A 15,999-nucleotide genomic window follows, 5' to 3' on the forward strand; every position below is an offset into this window, starting at 1 on the left:
AGAAATTAAAAAGGATAATCAAGTGTCGGGAAATCCCATATTTTATCAATCCGTGATGCCCGTCAGTGAACAGCGTCATGCGGGCTTCTTTGTGCAACAGGGCAACGATTGCTCTTTTTCCAAAGCCACTAATGCCGTGTTCCTGTCGGTGGTGGAGTTCGTCAAGGCATCCCACTACTATCCCATCGTTTTTTCTGGTGATGACAATTCACTTTCACCCGTTGCGCTGCTGGGATTTGAAAAGGAACAGAACCTTTTCATCAAGGGGCGTTCGACCTGGGATGCCGATTATCTGCCAGCCTATGTACGGCGTTATCCATTTATCCTTGCGAATAGTGGTAGCGAGTTTACTGTCTGTATCGACGAAGCTTACGAAGGTGTAAATCAGGATGGACGAGGAGAACGGCTGTTCGAGAAGGATGGCAGTCAGAGTGCCTATCTGCAGCGGATGGTAGGTTTTCTGCAGCAGTATCAGGTGGAATCTCAACGTTCGCAAGCCTTTTCGAACCATCTGAAGGAGTTGGATCTGCTGGAACCGATGCACGCCAATGTGGAGTTGAACAGCGGCGCCAAGATGTCGCTGACAGGGTTCTATACGGTCAACCGTGATCGGTTAAAAAATCTCGATGCAGAGGTGATCGGGAAGTTGGCTAAAAATGATGAGTTGGAGTGGATATATATCCATCTCGCATCCCTGGATAATTTCAACAGTCTGATGGAGCGGTTTGCGGCGGTTGATGCGGGTTCCTGAAAGGGGTCGGCTCGATCGAATGTTGGTCCACTTCAGCTGGAAACATAGCTATACGCCGTATAGTTTGAGATCTCTCCCTACGGTCGAGATGACAATGATCCAATTCACCTGAGTTTCCTTAGGCCTGTGTAATGAACGTCGAGTAACCGCCGTCCCTGCTACGAGGCTATTCTGACTCCAAATAATTCCACTCCTGATTATGCGGCATCCGGTATCTGTAGATGTTCTTCATAGGTATCTTCGTCAAGAATGCGACTTCGACTCCTGCTTGTCCCGGTATAGCCAGCCCGATAATAGTCGCATTTGACAAGGAAGGGGTATCGAGTACGAGCTTGGGGTTGATCCCTCTGACGTCCTTGAGTGATCCTGTCGACTGGTTTCCGGATTTGTCGATCAAGTACAGCGTTTTGAACTTCATGGCATAGATGTATCCGCTCGCGTAGCCTCCGCAGCCTTCTGTCGGGTCGGTTGAGACATGGAAAGTATCTCCCGCTTTCTCCAGCTTGATCTGACGGCCTAGGGTCATTAGATTGAGGTTCTGGTGTTTATTGAAAGCATCTTCCAATCTTTTCGCCTCCTTTGGTAATTTGAGATTGAAGTTCTGCCCTTGACTACGTTTGATGACATTTCTTGCCTGCTCTGGACTCAACTCCACCCAGGCAGTGAATCCGTCATAGGTTGTTAACTGTGGGGGCGTCCTGGTGTCCCCACGATAGATGATGTGGTACCCAATATCGCTCCGCTGTTGTTCAGATTCTGACATGGTGTCGGATTTGAGTACAACGACCGGCGAAGGGCCGGCCAGCTTGGGTGGCGCTCCAATTCCTCCTGCCGGTCGAGACTTCTTCTTCATCAACGGCTTCGTGTCCGGCCTCTTGGGTTTCGGTTTCACCCACGGTTTAGTGACCGGCCTCCTGGGCTTCGCTTTCGGAATGACTGGCGTGCTAATGATGTTGGTGACACGAGCTTTGTCACACGCGGTACACTCTGGATTGATGCACCCACCGCGATTAGCGTTGTAGTAACCTTTGCAGCTGCTGCATTGCTTGAATCCCATGATTAGCGTCCTCGAATTTCTTCTGCCTGATCTGCCGTTGCGCGCCTATTCAAATCCGTAGCTAAACTCTCCCCCTTCAACTCCCACATGCACTCGCTCGATGGGTTTTGCTTCCATCATCCGCTTGAGCAACTCTTCACTGATTGTCGGCAATACTGTATTGGTCAGGATCGTATCGATCATGCGGCCGCCGCTCTCCAACTCGGTACAGCGGTCGGTGATGAGTTGGATGACATCCTGGTCGTAACTGAAGGGGATTTTGTGATTTTCGCGGATGCGTTTCTCAATACGTCCGAGCTGTAGTTTGGCGATAAGTCCGATCACTTCGTCGCTGAGCGGATAGAAGGGGATTACCACCAGGCGACCGAGCAGGGCGGGCGGGAAGACTTTGAGTAAGGGTTCCCTTAATGCCTTGGCGATACCTTCGGGCTCCGGCATCAGGTCCGGGTCTGCGCAGAGGTTTGTAATCAGGTCGGTGCCTGCATTGGTGGTGAGCAGGATGAGGGTGTTCTTGAAGTCGATCACCCGGCCTTCGCCGTCCTCCATCCAGCCCTTGTCGAATACCTGAAAGAAGATTTCGTGTACGTCTGGATGGGCCTTCTCCACCTCGTCCAGCAGCACCACGCTGTAGGGACGGCGGCGCACCGCCTCGGTGAGTACTCCGCCTTCGCCATAACCGACGTAACCGGGAGGGGCACCCTTGAGGGTCGAGACCGTATGGGCTTCCTGGTATTCGCTCATATTGATGGTGATGATGTTCTGTTCGCCGCCATAGAGGGTTTCGGCCAGGGCCAGGGCGGTTTCGGTCTTACCTACACCGGAGGTACCCGCCAGCATGAAGACACCGATGGGTTTGTTCGGATTGTCGAGGCTGGCGCGGGAGGTCTGGATGCGGCGGGTGATCATCTCCAAAGCATGACGCTGCCCGATGATGCGCTGCTCCAAAGTGTCTGCCAGATGAAGAATAGTCTCGATCTCGTTCTTGACCATGCGGCCCACGGGGATGCCGGTCCAGTCCTGAACCACCGAGGCGACGGCTTGTCCATCCACTGAGGGTAGAATGAGGGGATGCTCTCCCTGAAGTTCGTGGAGTTCGTTTTGCAGTCCCTTCAATTGTGCCAGTAACGTCTGACGTTCCTCGTCGGAGAGGGCTTCTTCGTCTCCACCTGTCGTACTTTCGACAGCGATATCTTCCGCTGCGGCATCAGCCGCTTTCTCCAAATCGCTGTCGGTACCTTCCACCTTGTGGGTGGTGACCCGCAATTTTCCCCGGATGTCGAGAATCTGTTCGACCAGTGTTTTTTCGTTGTTCCAGCGTTTGTCCAGGCCTTCCAGCCGTTTTTCTTCTGCTGCCAGTGACTCATTGGCCTCCGTTTCCCGTACGGTGGTGTCGACACCGACGTTTTTCTCCCGTCCGATGATTTCGAGTTCGGTATTCAGGGCCTGGATGCGCTTGCGCGAATCGTCCACCTCCGCGGGCACTGCGTACTGGCTGATGGCCACCCGGGCGCAGGCGGTATCGAGCAGGCTCACCGACTTGTCGGGCAGTTGGCGCGCCGGGATGTAGCGGTGGGAGAGTTTGACCGAAGCCTCCAGGGCCTCGTCCAGCAGTTGCACCTTGTGGTGGTGCTCCATGGTACTTGCCATGCCTCGCATCATGAGGATCGCCTTCTCCTCCGATGGCTCGTCTATCTGTACCACCTGGAAACGGCGGGTGAGGGCAGGGTCTTTTTCAATGTGTTTTTTGTACTCGGCCCAGGTGGTGGCGGCGACAGTGCGCAGGGTGCCGCGGGCCAAGGCTGGTTTTAGCAGGTTGGCCGCATCGCCGGTTCCGGCTGCACCGCCGGCGCCCACCAGGGTGTGGGCTTCGTCGATGAACATGATGATTGGTTTTTCGGAAGACTGTACCTCCTCGATCACCTGCTTCAGGCGGTTCTCGAACTCGCCCTTCATACTGGCGCCGGCCTGTAGCAGACCCACGTCCAGAGAGCGCAGGGTGACATTCTGCAGCGGTGGCGGTACGTCGCCGGCAGCAATTCGCTGGGCGAAGCCTTCAACCACGGCGGTCTTGCCCACACCCGCCTCACCGGTGAGGATCGGGTTGTTCTGGCGTCGCCGCATGAGGATGTCGATGATCTGGCGGATCTCCTCGTCACGACCGACGATCGGGTCCATCTTGCCGGATGCCGCCTCGGCGGTGAGGTCCACGGTGAACTGGTTTAATGCCTCCTGCTTGCCCATCTGGGCCGGGGCGATGGCGCCGCTGGCCTCGCCGGGGGCAACGCCGCCACCCACCTGGAAGCCGTCGGTGGCGTGCAGGGTCGCTTCAGGGGAGTCGCCCACCACTTCGTCGAAGCGGTCGGTGAGGCTCTCCAGCTTGAGCTTCTGGAACTCCTTGGAGATGCCGCTCAGGGCGTGCGTGAGGCTGCGGGTCTTGAGAATGCCGACAACCAGATGACCAGTGCGCACCTGGGATTCCCCGAACATCAGCGTGCCGTAGAGCCAGCCACGTTCCACTGCTTCCTCGATGTGTGCGGAGAGATCTGAGATGGAGGTGGAGCCTCGGGGCAGGCTGTCCAGGGTCTCGGTGATGTCCCTCACCAGGTGGGAGGGCTCCAGGCTGAAATATTTGATGATGTGGTGGAGATCGGAGTCTTTCAGTTGCAGGATCTGGTGGATCCAGTGCACCAGTTCCACGTAGGGGTTGCCTCGCATCTTGCAGAAGACGGTGGCGCTTTCGATGGACTTGTAGCCGACGCTGTTGAGCTTGCCGAACAGGGCGGTGCGACTGATTTCAGACATCCTTATATCCCCTTTGTTGTGTTCCTGGTGGTCTTCTACCCATAAACCTGATTTAGGAAACTCTGAACGAGTAGAGATACCTGTCATCTCGACCGTAGGGAGAGATCTCAATCAACGGAGTACTTACTTGCTGTCGGAGGCATGAGATTTCTCCCTACGGTCGAAATGACAATAACCGAGTCACTCTGAGCTTCCTTTTGGAACGCAGAGGGCGCGAAGTTAAGCGCTGTATGAAAATCCTGAACACAGCGTAGGAGCGGCGCTTCGCCGCGAGGGCGCGGCTCCTACATTGCGCATTGCCAGTATTAACAATAAAAACGCTCTATGATAATTGCGCTCCTGTGCGATCCGTTTGTACTGTTTTCCAATAGTTCACTTCTGTTGCAAGTATAGTTGGCTCCAGCCGGGTTACGGCTTGAAAAAGGGGTTGAGCATCAGGTCACGCGGGTCTTCTGTGGGTGGCTCACAGCTCAACCAGGTGGTCCAGCCTAACTGTCCCTCAGTGCCCAACCGGATTGGCGGTATCTGCTCTTTTTTCAGGATGAGATTCAGGTCCCAGTGCAGTTCGTCACCGATGTAGTTCTTTACGATGGCTGTCAGGCGTTTGAAACTCTCTCCACCAGGCAGCATACGCAGGTAGTCCGCAAGTTCGAGCGGCCCCAATATGATGCGGAACTTATGCTGACAATCCCACACTTGGGCGCCGATGACAGCGGTCAGACCGAGGGCGCCTGTCTCTGGGGATTCGCCAAGCCGGCAGCGGGTATCTTGCGGCAGGGTCATCCAGTGTCCCACGAACTGCTCAATGGACACCGGCAGCCGAAAAACCCCCGCCAGAATCGATTGTAGACCGTCTGCGTTGTGGACTTGGTTGGAGATCCAGCCTGAGTAGTGCAGTTTGGCCAAGTCGGGCATTTCGTCCCGCTTGCGAAGCGACGGCATGCCGTAACCGCAAGTGGCGCCCAAGTAGGTGGCGAACCGGTCCTGCTCCGGCCGATCATGACTGACTGCCGGTTGGGCATTGGCCCAGGCACGGTAGAAGAGCGAAAGAAAGCGGTGATGAAACAGGTCGGCGAAGCGGCTGAAGGTGGGGTCGTCTGAATTGCGCACCCGATCCCGGGCATATTCTGACAGATGCAGCGGGAGGGGCGCGTTGGGTCCGAACAGGCCGAAGAACAACACCTCCAAACGTGGGCGTTGTCCTTCATTAGCAGGGATGAAGCTGGAGATACTGGAGGGAGCGAATGACAGGGAAGCCTCTTCTCCCAGCCGGATTGCATCATCTGCGGGGCGCAGGGACTCGCCGAACCGGGGATTGCCCGGATGGTAGGCTTCGAGCGCCCGCATGGCCCAGTAGAAGTCGTAGCTATACGGCTCTTGGGTGAGGCTCTGCTCCAGCGCTAGAGCAAGTGTTGCTGTCCTGTGCGTAACGGCCATCGCATGATCTCGCCGCGATCCGTTGTGCGGATGACGGTCTGGGTGAATGAGTTGAGAGAGACATAGCGGCCAAAAAACCGCTCCATAATCGCGCCCAACAGGAATACGCCGGTGCCTTCGAATTCGTCCTCGTTCAGGGTCAGGGTGATCTCCAGGCCACGGCCGAAGGCGATTGGCCCGGGTATGGGAACGCGGCGGATGATTGGTTTTGAGGTGATGCTCTTGACACCGCCGATCTGCTTGCGCACGGGCGCTTCAGCGACATTGCTGTAAAGGCTCATCAACTCCCGTAGTGCCGCCGCACCCTGGGCCTCGTCGTTGTCGATCAGCGAGAGGTAGTTGAGCGACAGATGACTGACCAGCCGCCAAGTGGTATCACCCTCCGCCCAGGAGGGTCGGGGGCGAGTAGGGCCGGCGACCACCCGCACACTGTCGAACGGCCCTCCGCTCTCCAGGGTGAAGTCGGTGGTGCCTTTACCAACCGGCATCTGCAGTGGCAGATCCCGGTTGGTACAGAGGGTGGAGATACCCAACTGCCGCAGGTCCGGGTGGTAGGGTGCCTCTTTGGCATCCACCAGGGTGAGGAATACCTCGCTGCCGATGTAACTTGAACGCGGCCCGTTGCGTCGCTGACGGGAGGAGATGACACGTGGGTCACGTCTCAGAGTAAAAAATCCCTCATCGGTCTGTTGTACCGCCAAGTCGTGGGAGGCATAAAATGGCAGGAACTCCTGCTCCGCTTTAGTGCCGACACCGTAGCCGGTGACGCCGGTGATTGAATAGACCTCGTAGTCCAATGGGCGGGTCCGGTCCGGCACCAGGTGGTGTTCATGTTCTTTTTGGGTCAGGTGGATGCGGTCGCACTGCTTGGGGAAGAGGTTGACCGCCGGTGTACAGAAGAGGGCGAAATTGTCTGCGTTGACCACCTTTTCCAGATAGGTATCACTGCGGTTGAGCAGGATGATCAGTTCGATCTCATCGTGCGGACAGCGCTTGAAAGCTGGAGCCAGTCCTGTCAGCTCGACAAACATGAAGCGTGCCGGAAAAGCGAAATATTCATGCAGCAGACGGTATCCTTCAAAGGAGCGGTCGGTGAAAGGCAGCAGAGCCTCGCTGTCGTCAAATTCCATCTGATTGATCGATTGCCGATCCATAACCTCCTGCCAGGGGGCGGGACGACTGGTGGGGCGCGCCACCACCGCCACTGCGTTGCCCAGGATCTGCTCATAGAGGTGCATGGGGAGTTCGTCTGCGCCCTGCAGATAGAGTGGCAGGCTTTCCAGAGCCAGCTTGTCGCAGCTGAGTCCTGCGGTGACCCGCAAACGCAGTCGAATGCCTGCCTTGGCTTCCGGGAGATGGGGCAGGTCGATGCCGGCAAGAGAACGCAGGTAGGTGGCGTCGGTTACTTCCAGTGGCCAGAGGACCGTTTCCCTGACGGTACGATATTCGCAGGCGGTCTGATCGTGTTTACCCATCAGGCTACGCATGGCGCTGTCCCGGGGCAGGGTGAAACCGTCTGCCAGCCCCCCCTCCATAAGATCGGGCTGAAACCGGACGACTGTCATGGAAGGTGTTGGCGACAGGTAGTGGGGATAGACCGCTTCCAGCAGGTGTTGTGTGAAACGGGGAAATTCAGCGTCGAGTTTAAGTTGGATGCGACCGGCAAGAAAGGCGAAACCTTCGAGCAGGCGCTCCACATAAGGGTCGGCGCACTCGAAACCTTCGAGTCCGAGCCGACCGGCGATCTTGGGAAACTCCTTGGCGAATTCGCCGCCCATCTCCCGAATGAACTGTAACTCCCGGTTGTAGTATTGCAGCAACCGAGGATCCATCAGCCCCTGCCCCCGCCGGAATAGTCGGAGACGGTGACGGTGCCGACCTCCAGGTCGATCTCGGTTTTCATGTACATATGCAGCGGTACCGGTTCTGCCCAGAGTTCAGCTTCGATGTCGAAGGTCATGGCATTGTGGCTCATGTGGCTCTCGGCAACCTGGAGTTTGACTCTGACGCTGTTCTTGAGCAGCCGGGGTTCGAAGTCGATGATCGCCTGGCGCAACAGCCTCTCCAGAACGGGCACGTCGACACTGGATGCCGTGTGGCCGGCAAAGTCCGGGACCCCGTAGTTGAGCACCGACCGTGCTGCTTCAGGATACGCCTCCAGGTTCTGCATGGTGCCCAGATTTACCGTGTTGAGCAGCCAACTCAGATCCCGTAGCACACTCTCCCGGAGTTTTTGAATCGAGAGCACCCGCTGGTCACGGGACTCGTTTTTTTTGTTCGGGTGATCATCGGCCAACCGATCCAGCAGGGACGGCTGCAGACGCTCTTTTTGGGTGAGTTCAGCCAAGGTTTGTCGAATCCGTCAGGTCTCATCCTGTGGTGTCGGCTCCGCAGGTTCATCCACTGTGTCCAGGTTGATTTCACGGATGTTCATCAGAGGAAATTCACCGCCATCGGTGGTCAGCATACGCTGTCCCAGCCCCAGATAGAGGTCTGAACCGGCGTCGATCCACTCGGTCTTGCGGCTCAGTTGGATTTGTGGGTCCTGGCTGGCAAACGAACCGGGATAGCGGGTGGGAATAAGCCCTGCCGCTTCACCGCCGTTGGCCCAGGTGAAGTAGGCGGGCATCCAGACCAGGTCGCGCAGGTCCTCGGGTTCCTCGATGTTGATGCGGCGGATCTGCTGCATCGGCACCCAGTAGTAGTGCCCGTTGACCACCGCTTCGAGGACAGGGCCAAGGCGGGGATCCGCATCGGCGATCCACTCGAAGGGCTGGCCGTCGAGGGTGCCACTGATAGTGGGAGCCGCCTCGAAGGCCTGGCTGCGTATAGTCTGAGACTCGGCGTGTTGGCCCTCCGCACCGAGGCGCAGGGCTTCGATCAAAAGTGCTACCCACTCAGGGGGTTCACCGAACAGCAGGGGAGAGCGTTTGCCGGCAAAAATCTCCTCCCGCAGAACCTCGCAACGGATCGCTTCGCGGTAGGTCTGCACCATGGCCAGGGTGCCGTCATCCAGGTCGGCTACCACACTCAGTTGGTTGAGCGCCCTATCCCACCTGCCCATTACCGACAGCAGTTGGAACAGGAAGGTCCGGTATTCGGCCTTGGCGGGGGCCTTGCGCACCTGATCCTGGAGCTGAGCCAGGGCCTCATCGAGATTCCCATCGCGCAGGGATTGTTGCGCCAACATATTCACACCCCGATCAATTCAGCGAAGGGGTGTTTCGGTTCACCGCCTTCAGGATGACAGGAGAGGGCAGCCCCACCGGTTTGCGGGGCCATCCCATATAGCCATCGACGGAGATCCGTCACTTTTTCACATCATTTTTTGCCACATCAAAATCAAACTTGATCAGGCCGCCATCTTTGGCACCCTTCTGATCCTGCGGCTGGTATTCGTACTTTACCTCTGCGAAATTCAATGTGATATTTTCGGTCAGCCGGTCTTCGCCGCCGCTGCCACCTGCGGATATCGAGGTCACGATCACCTCTTTCATGGTGACGATGACGTACTCCAAAGGAGCCTTGCCACCGGCCTTGCGCACGGTCAATTTTGCCTCGTCGAATTGCTCGCCTGAGGCGCAATATTTGTAGAGATTCGGTGTGGACTTGTCCACATATTTAGTCAACGACAGATCCTGCACCGAAACCTTGCCGCCACCGCCACCACCACCCGTATGCATGGTGCCGGACTGACTCATGCCCCAACTCCAGGCGAGGACGTCGATCTCGCCTTTGTGTGATTTGTCCTGGGCTTCACCTTTGATGTCGCCAATCTTGATAAACATGTCAACAGCCATGATATCTCTCCTAAATGCTCAACGTGTTGTACCTGACATCGGCCGGGTGTTGGTCTGCGGAAAAAATCCACACTCAATAACCGGCGACATCTCCTTACCCGGCTTTAGCTGATGGCAGCTTCGATACTAGGCGCAGCGAAACCGTCAGACCTTCCAGTTGATAGTGGGGACGCAGGAAGAATTTCGAGGTGTAGTACCCCGGATTTCCCTCCACTTCCTCAACCACGACTTCCGCAGCCGCCAAAGGATGTTCTGCCTTGGTGGTCTCGGAAGAGTGGGCCGGATCCCCGTCCACGTACTGCAGGATCCAGTCCTGCAGCCAACGCTGCATCTCTTCCCTCTCTTTGAACGAACCCACTTTGTCGCGCACGATGCACTTCAGGTAGTGTGCAAAGCGGCAAGTGGCGAACAGGTAGGGCAGGCGGGCCGCCAGATTTGCGTTGGCGGTGGCATCGGGATCATCGTATTCCGCAGGTTTCTGGAATGACTGGGCGCCGATGAAAGCGGCGAAGTCGGTGTTTTTCTTGTGTACCAGCGGCATAAAGCCGTTTTTGGCCAGTTCTGCTTCCCGCCGGTCGCTGATCGCGATCTCGGTGGGGCACTTCATATCCACCCCGCCGTCGTCTGTGGGGAAGCTATGTGCCGGCAGGCCTTCCACCGCGCCTCCGGACTCGATGCCGCGGATTCGGGAACACCAGCCGTACATCTTGAACGAACGGTTGATATTTACGGCCATGGCATAGGCGGCGTTGGCCCAAGTGTACTTATCGTGGTCGGCGTTGCCGGTCTCTTCCTCAAAATCGAACTCTTCCACCGGATCGGTTTTAGCACCGTACGGCATGCGGGAGAGGAATCGGGGCATGGCAAGGCCGATGTACTTGGCATCATCGGACTCTCGCAGTGAGTTCCAGGCCGCATATTCCGGGGTCTGAAAAATCTTGGTCAGATCGCGAGGATTGCTCAGTTCCTGCCAGGAGTCCATCTGCATGGTGGTGGGTGCAGCGCCGGCGATGAAAGGTGCATGAACTGCGGCGGCAACCTTGGCCATCTCCCCCAGAAGCTCCACGTCGGGTGCGCTCTGGTCGAAGTGGAAGTCACCCACCAGACAGCCGTAGGGCTCACCGCCAAACTGGCCGAACTCTTCTTCATAGAGCTTCTTGAAGATGGGACTCTGATCCCAGGCAGTGCCTTTGAACTTCTTCAGGTTCTTGTGCAGATCTTTCTTCGAGATGTTCATGACCCTGATCTTGAGCATCTCATCGGTTTCGGTGTTGTTGACCAGATGGTGCAGGCCGCGCCAGGCACCTTCGAGCTTCTGAAAATCCTCATTGTGCAGGATCTGGTTAACCTGTTCGGTGAGGCGTTTGTCGATCTCGGCGATCATCTCCCGAATGGTAACGGTAACGTCGGCTGACACTGTGACGGAAGCGGATAAGGCCTGCTCCGCCAAGGTCTGCACGGCATTCTCCACATCCTCGCGGGCGCGGTCCGATTTCGGGCGGATCTCCTGATTCAGCAGTGACGCGAAATCACCGGCCTCCAGGGTTGTTGCTTCCGCTTGCGCCTGTACGTCTTTTTCCAGCTCTGCCATGGTTTAACCCTCCTCTTCCTCTGCCGCTGTTTCATCGTCCCCGGGCTTTGGTGCCGAGGCCAGAGATTGCAGCAGGGTGGGATCGTTCAGGGCCTTGGAGATGAGCTCCTCAGCGCCGGCTTTACCGTCCATGTAGGTCATCAGGTTGGCGAGTTGGGTGCGCGCCTGCAGCAGTTCGTTCAAGGCGCCTACCTTGCGTGCCACCGCTGCCGGGGAGAAATCGTCCATGCTCTCGAAAGTGAGGTCCACACTGAGGCTGCCTTCACCCGTCAGGGTATTGGGCACCTGGAAGGCCGCCCGGGGTTTCATCGACTTGAGACGATCGTCGAAGTTGTCGACATCGACCTCCAGCATCTTGCGCTCGGAAATCGGAGGCAGGGCCTCTTCGGGCTTGCCGGAGAGGTCTGCCATGACGCCCATGACAAAGGGAAGCTGTACCTTCTTTTCGGCACCGTAAACCTCAACGTCGTATTCGATCTGAACGCGCGGTGCGCGATTCCTGGCTATGAATTTCTGACTGCTCTGGGCCACGGTTTACCTCCAAGTTTGTTATTCAGGTGATACTGTATTTACCAATTGTCTTCTGACGCCTCCGATCCCTCTTCCTCGTCAGGGCCGCGAAATACGTCCACCTGGCTTATGGCATCCGGCGCCATGTTCCTGATGATATCCACGAAATCGAGAGAGATGAGTTTTTTTGCCCGCTCCATCAGGATAGGGATCGGGCTTGATGGTTCATTTCTGTTGTAATAGTCGATGATCTTGTCCAGGGCCCGTGTTACGTCTGCCCGGGTGTTGATGTTTCCACTGAGTGCTGGCGCAGGGGCGCCTGAAGCCGCGCCTTGCTCTAAATTCGTCTCTTCCTCAGATCCCACGCCACGTGCCTCCAGTTGCCCGTTCAGAACCTGCTGTGCCTCTTTGAACGAATCCACCAAATCGGAAAGGCTGATGGCGTTGGCTACACCGACCTGTTCCGTGATGAAGACCTCTAATTTGGTCAGGTGGTCGATGGACTCGTCCACGGCCTCTGCGGTCGCTTGTAGTTCCTCCAAATCAGTATCCATGAAGGCGGCGTTAATCCGGGCCATGTCCACCGTGTCTGCGTCATCCAGCGGTTCAAGTTCACCATCGGCGATGGCGTAATCCCGCAGGCCGAATCTCCCCAGCATTCGGGAAGTGACCAGGGGCGCCTTGCTCAGAGGGCTCAGCATGCTGGTATTGTCGGTCAGTGCACTGATCGCGTTGATACGCATCGTGGGATCATTGTTGTCTTCTGCATCGAGTTGGGGATGAATCTGTTCCCAGTTTTGTTCGGCCAGGTTGTGCAGGAGGTTGATGCCTTTGGCGGCGCCACTATAGCCATCGATGTGGAGGGCTGCGCGGATGAGATAGATGAGGATGCGGATGTCTTTGGTGCGTGAAAGGAGTTCCAGGGAGGCATTTTGCATAGCCTTCCAGTCGGGTTCTTCCGCCTCCACGAGCGTATCCCCGATCTGCTGTTCTGCCCGGCCGGCGGCCAGCCGTTCCAGTTCGATGAATCCTGGATCGTACTCCAGATCTTCACCGCATGGGCTGTCAGCCGATACCTCTTGCAGGATGCTCTCTACATCGATTGCACTTGTCATCGGCCAGCGTCCCGTTGTCCTCAATCTATTGCCGCAATCCGACCTATTTAGGATTGTAGACTACCCTGATTTCTTTATACTGAATCCAGCAAATTTATTGTCCTATACTCATTCTTGTAGCACACTCTTCAGACCCCTGCAATCAACTGGAAAAGAAAACAAATCCTTCCTGGGAAAAGCTGCATATTGCCTGATAGATGTCATAAAAAATGCCCTTGTCTCTTACCGATCAGGGGCTTATTACATACGCTCACTTTCAGTGGTTCTTGCCGCCGCCGCCATTGGCGATATCGATGGCCTGGCTGATATAGGTGCGGTATCTGTCGTTCGCCAGCTCCGGTGTCTTATGGTACGCCGCCAAAATCATGGCCCCCCAGACCATCTTGCCGGTGATGCCGTCAGGGGGCGGGACCGGAGGCAGATCGGCATGGGCGATGACGTCTCCGCTCCAGAAAGCAGAGGCTGCGGCGAAACCTGCGGGGGTGTCGAGTCCGGCGGACTCTGCGATATCCATCAGGGTCCGGCGCTGCTCATCAGTTGGTTTGTAGACCCACTGCTCGGCTTGGGCGATGGCCTTGTTCTCGGCCTCGGAGGTTGATTCATCGACTGCGCTGCGGGCAACCAGGCAGGCCAGCCAGACGGCTTCACGCTCGGGCAGGGCGAAGGCGATAAATCGAGCGGCATCGGCCAGGTATTCGTGCTCCATCAGGATCTGCAGAAACTGGGCGGGTGTTTGGTTCTCCTGCAGCAGAGGCGCTGCCTCTTCATCCAAATCGAAAAGGAGACAGACTTCGTTGGCGGTAGCGACTTTGACCTTGTTCAGTTTGATATCTTCCATTGAATCACAGCCTAGTTGATCTTGGTGAGCCCGCCTTTGAGGGTCAGGATGCCATCGCCCGTTACCGTGGTCATGGGGCTCTTCACGTCGAGCTTGCCATCAGCGCTGATAGCGATCTGCGGAGATTTTATCGTGATCTTGGCGGGTTCAATCTTAATGCTGCTGCCTCCAACCTTCAGCTCGATCGAACTCAATGCCTCGATGATGCACTTTTTGGTCGACATTTCGATAGAGTTGTTTCCGTCCATTTTGATCGAACTGTTGACTGAGCTCATCTCGATGTTTTCGGCGACCTTGACCACCTGCTTGCCGACATCAATATTGACCTTCATATCACCTTGTTCCAAGGAGAGGGTGTCATTGCCTTGAGTAACGATGGTGTCGTGGTTGCCCATCTTGATTTCGAGGGTGTCGTTGCCCTCGCTGATCAGGGTATTGCGATGACCTTTTTCGATCTCCAGTTGGTCGTCACCCTCTTTGATGGTGGTAGTCCGGTTATTGTGGATCTCCCGCGTCTGGTCGTTGCCGACGTTGAGAGTGTCGTCGTTCTCCACCATGCGGGTGAAATTCTTTTCCGCGTGGAAATAGACCTCTTCCTCGCCTTTTTTGTCCTCGAAGCGCAGTTCGTTGAAGTTATCCTCTTCGCCTTGTTTGGTGCTGCGGCTCTTGATGCCGGATTGGGTCTTGTTGTTGGGCAGGGCATAAGGCGGCGTATTCTCCCCGTTGTAGACCCGACCGGTAATGATGGGCCGGTCGGGGTCGCCTTCGAGAAAATCCACAATCACTTCCTGTCCGATGCGGGGAAGAAATACGCCTCCCCACAGCTTGCCTGCCCAGTTCTGTGAGACACGGACCCAACAGGAGCTTTTTTCGTCCATCTTGCCCTCCCGGTCCCAGTGGAACTGCACCTTGACCCGGCCCAGTTTGTCGGTATCGATCTCCTCACCTTTTCGTCCGACCACGAACGCGGTCTGTGGCCCCTGCACCACGGGTTTTGGCGTCAGCCGGGGGGCGCGATACTGGCGGGTACGGTCGATGCAGCTGAACTGGCAGCTGTAGAGACCCTCGTCTGCGCTGCCGGAGCCACTGATATAGGCATTGGATTTGATCTGGTAGGAGGCGGAGGTAATCAAGTACTCCTGGTTTTGATCTTCTCGCGGAAAGTTCTCCAGATTAAACAATTCACCCACGCTGATTCGGGGGCAGTTGCTCGCTGCCTCGGCTACGATATGGGGGGTCTGCAATTCCTCTAGGCGGATCTGAGCGTAGGTCTCGCCCTCGTTCGGCTTGCTGTATTCCCCCGGATAGTCATAGATCTCGCCGTCGGCGCCCTGATGGCTCTCGGGACTGTCCAGACGTGCTTCCAGTTCTGTCTTCGGCGTCTCATAGTTGAAATCGTCGGTAACGAATTTACCCGGGCATACCTCCGAAGCTACATACCATTCGTGTATGAACTCACCTTCACGCCGCGCGTTTTCCCGAGGTGGAAAATAGGGGATTGCGCCCACGCTGTTATGGGAGCTGACCGAATCGGTCATGGCGAGGAAGTGTTGGTTATCCTGGTGGTGGAAATAGAAGTAGATACCCTCCTGCTCCAACAGGCGGCAGATGAAGTTGAAGTCGGTTTCACGGTACTGAACACAGTATGTCCAGGTGCGGTACCTGCCACTGCTGAGGCTGAATTCAAAATCGGAAAAGCCGTTTTTTCGCAACACCTCGGCCACGATATCGGGAACGGTCATCTCCTGAAAGATGCGGCAGGTGGAGGTTCGGGTCAGATTCCAAAACCAGGGTCGCAGGGTGGCTTGGTAGAGATGGTAACGGTCTAAAGTGCCCGCGTAGCTGAAACGGCTGACCTGTCCGTTGAAAAAACGATCCTTGCCCCCTTGGGCTGCCGGGGTAACGCTCTCCAGACGAACAGTAACGCTTTGTCCCAACATATCGTTGAGATCGATGTCGCTTTGTTCGCTGAGCAATTCCAGTTCGTACTCGAAGAGCTGGCTCATTCCCTCGCTGGCGCTCATGCTCTTGAATAGCAACACATCCCCGCCGAGGGGGGTGGAGACGGACACGCTCCTGGTGGATTGTGTGGGGTCAG

General features: G+C 56.4%; 13 protein-coding genes. 1 reads left to right on the top strand and 12 read right to left on the bottom strand.

Translation table 11 applies throughout. The annotated features are described in order from the left end of the window. Positions 1–22: 22 nt before the first annotated feature. The gene (locus HPY30_16215; GenBank protein QYZ67389.1) at positions 23–751 is read left to right on the top strand and encodes a SapC family protein; all 729 of its coding nucleotides are present in this window, start codon (positions 23–25) and stop codon (positions 749–751) included. Positions 752–917: 166 nt separating this feature from the next. Here the strand turns inward: HPY30_16215 and HPY30_16220 are convergent, their stop codons facing one another. From HPY30_16220 to HPY30_16275, 12 genes are all read right to left on the bottom strand, one after another. Beyond that, positions 918–1,604: a hypothetical protein gene (locus HPY30_16220; protein QYZ67390.1), complete on the bottom strand. Its 687-nt coding sequence runs from the start codon at positions 1,602–1,604 to the stop codon at positions 918–920. Positions 1,605–1,853: 249 nt separating this feature from the next. Continuing rightward, positions 1,854–4,610, bottom strand: coding sequence for a type VI secretion system ATPase TssH (tssH, locus tag HPY30_16225; protein ID QYZ67391.1), 2,757 nt, complete (start codon positions 4,608–4,610; stop codon positions 1,854–1,856). Positions 4,611–5,018: 408 nt separating this feature from the next. Beyond that, positions 5,019–6,047 carry a type VI secretion system baseplate subunit TssG gene (gene tssG / locus HPY30_16230; protein ID QYZ67392.1) on the bottom strand — a complete coding sequence of 343 codons (1,029 nt, stop codon included), beginning with the start codon at positions 6,045–6,047 and terminating at the stop codon, positions 5,019–5,021. Next, entirely contained in the window at positions 6,011–7,879 is a 1,869-nt protein-coding gene (gene tssF, locus HPY30_16235; GenBank protein ID QYZ67393.1) for a type VI secretion system baseplate subunit TssF, read from the bottom strand. The genes tssG and tssF overlap by 37 nt, the downstream gene beginning before the upstream one ends. Then, entirely contained in the window at positions 7,879–8,394 is a 516-nt protein-coding gene (gene tssE, locus HPY30_16240) for a type VI secretion system baseplate subunit TssE (GenBank protein ID QYZ67394.1), read from the bottom strand. The genes tssF and tssE overlap by 1 nt, the downstream gene beginning before the upstream one ends. A 15-nt stretch (positions 8,395–8,409) precedes the next feature. Continuing rightward, the gene (locus tag HPY30_16245; GenBank protein QYZ67395.1) at positions 8,410–9,237 is read right to left on the bottom strand and encodes a virulence protein SciE type; all 828 of its coding nucleotides are present in this window, start codon (positions 9,235–9,237) and stop codon (positions 8,410–8,412) included. A 118-nt stretch (positions 9,238–9,355) separates the two neighbouring features. After that, positions 9,356–9,847: a type VI secretion system tube protein Hcp gene (locus HPY30_16250; protein QYZ67396.1), complete on the bottom strand. Its 492-nt coding sequence runs from the start codon at positions 9,845–9,847 to the stop codon at positions 9,356–9,358. Positions 9,848–9,941: 94 nt separating this feature from the next. After that, positions 9,942–11,438, bottom strand: coding sequence for a type VI secretion system contractile sheath large subunit (gene tssC / locus HPY30_16255; GenBank protein ID QYZ67397.1), 1,497 nt, complete (start codon positions 11,436–11,438; stop codon positions 9,942–9,944). Positions 11,439–11,441: 3 nt separating this feature from the next. Further along, positions 11,442–11,969: a type VI secretion system contractile sheath small subunit gene (gene tssB / locus HPY30_16260; GenBank protein ID QYZ67398.1), complete on the bottom strand. Its 528-nt coding sequence runs from the start codon at positions 11,967–11,969 to the stop codon at positions 11,442–11,444. A gap of 38 nt (positions 11,970–12,007) precedes the next feature. Next, positions 12,008–13,063, bottom strand: a complete 1,056-nt coding sequence (gene tssA, locus HPY30_16265; protein ID QYZ67399.1) for a type VI secretion system protein TssA — start codon at positions 13,061–13,063, stop codon at positions 12,008–12,010. A 256-nt stretch (positions 13,064–13,319) separates the two neighbouring features. Further along, the gene (locus HPY30_16270) at positions 13,320–13,901 is read right to left on the bottom strand and encodes a hypothetical protein (GenBank protein QYZ67400.1); all 582 of its coding nucleotides are present in this window, start codon (positions 13,899–13,901) and stop codon (positions 13,320–13,322) included. An 11-nt stretch (positions 13,902–13,912) separates the two neighbouring features. Further along, complete coding sequence (locus HPY30_16275; protein ID QYZ68095.1) at positions 13,913–15,925, bottom strand: type VI secretion system tip protein VgrG; 2,013 nt, start codon at positions 15,923–15,925, stop codon at positions 13,913–13,915. Between the last annotated feature and the right edge of the window lie 74 nt (positions 15,926–15,999).

The organism is Gammaproteobacteria bacterium (ex Lamellibrachia satsuma), from assembly GCA_019623805.1.
In the GTDB taxonomy this organism is placed as follows: Bacteria; Pseudomonadota; Gammaproteobacteria; order Chromatiales; family Chromatiaceae; genus QGON01.

Excerpts from the sequence above, each read along its gene's own strand:
- tssH (QYZ67391.1), bottom strand. The coding sequence starts at position 4,610 with ATGTCTGAAATCAGTCGCACCGCCCTGTTCGGCAAGCTCAACAGCGTC.
- tssA (QYZ67399.1), bottom strand. The coding sequence starts at position 13,063 with ATGACAAGTGCAATCGATGTAGAGAGCATCCTGCAAGAGGTATCGGCT.
- tssC (QYZ67397.1), bottom strand. The coding sequence starts at position 11,438 with ATGGCAGAGCTGGAAAAAGACGTACAGGCGCAAGCGGAAGCAACAACC.
- HPY30_16250 (QYZ67396.1), bottom strand. The coding sequence starts at position 9,847 with ATGGCTGTTGACATGTTTATCAAGATTGGCGACATCAAAGGTGAAGCC.
- HPY30_16245 (QYZ67395.1), bottom strand. The coding sequence starts at position 9,237 with ATGTTGGCGCAACAATCCCTGCGCGATGGGAATCTCGATGAGGCCCTG.
- HPY30_16220 (QYZ67390.1), bottom strand. The coding sequence starts at position 1,604 with ATGAAGAAGAAGTCTCGACCGGCAGGAGGAATTGGAGCGCCACCCAAG.
- tssG (QYZ67392.1), bottom strand. The coding sequence starts at position 6,047 with ATGGCCGTTACGCACAGGACAGCAACACTTGCTCTAGCGCTGGAGCAG.
- HPY30_16275 (QYZ68095.1), bottom strand. The coding sequence starts at position 15,925 with ATGAGCGCCAGCGAGGGAATGAGCCAGCTCTTCGAGTACGAACTGGAA.
- tssF (QYZ67393.1), bottom strand. The coding sequence starts at position 7,879 with ATGGATCCTCGGTTGCTGCAATACTACAACCGGGAGTTACAGTTCATT.
- HPY30_16270 (QYZ67400.1), bottom strand. The coding sequence starts at position 13,901 with ATGGAAGATATCAAACTGAACAAGGTCAAAGTCGCTACCGCCAACGAA.